Origin of the sequence: Methylobacterium crusticola (assembly GCF_003574465.1) — a bacterium.
In the GTDB taxonomy this organism is placed as follows: domain Bacteria; phylum Pseudomonadota; class Alphaproteobacteria; order Rhizobiales; family Beijerinckiaceae; genus Methylobacterium; species Methylobacterium crusticola.
In genome coordinates this window covers 1-346 of the sequence record NZ_QOWC01000547.1, presented here as the reverse complement: position 1 = coordinate 346, position 346 = coordinate 1, and the positions used below count along the sequence as shown (strand labels likewise).

Below are 346 nucleotides of genomic sequence, written 5' to 3'. Positions count from 1 at the left end.
GGCTCTGGTGCAAATTACGAGTGAACCGGCGCAAAGCGGCATATTCACCGAATGGGTTCATGCAGCCAAGACAGCTGCCCAGATTTCGGACGGAGTTTGCCCCTGAGTTGCCAGATCTCGTAAGTCGAACTGGCCTTTGCGAATGCGATGTATGAGCTCGACGCCTCGAATTGTCGTGGCAGCCGAAGCGAAGCTTTTCAGGCCTAGCATGACGCTCAGCCTGGACTTCACATTGCGATGATCCTGCTCGATTAGATTGTTTAGGTATTTTGACGAGCGAAGCTTCGTCAGCTCGGGAAGCCTTCCTTGCTGTTGAAGTTCGCGAACGGCCCTGTGCGAGGCTGCA

The 346-nt window shown here is 54.3% G+C and carries 1 protein-coding gene; it reads right to left on the bottom strand.

The genetic code is table 11. The annotated features are described in order from the left end of the window. Positions 1-57 precede the first annotated feature (57 nt). The coding region (locus DT057_RS35285; protein ID WP_128566592.1) for a DDE-type integrase/transposase/recombinase at positions 58-346 on the bottom strand (289 nt) is incomplete at its 5' end.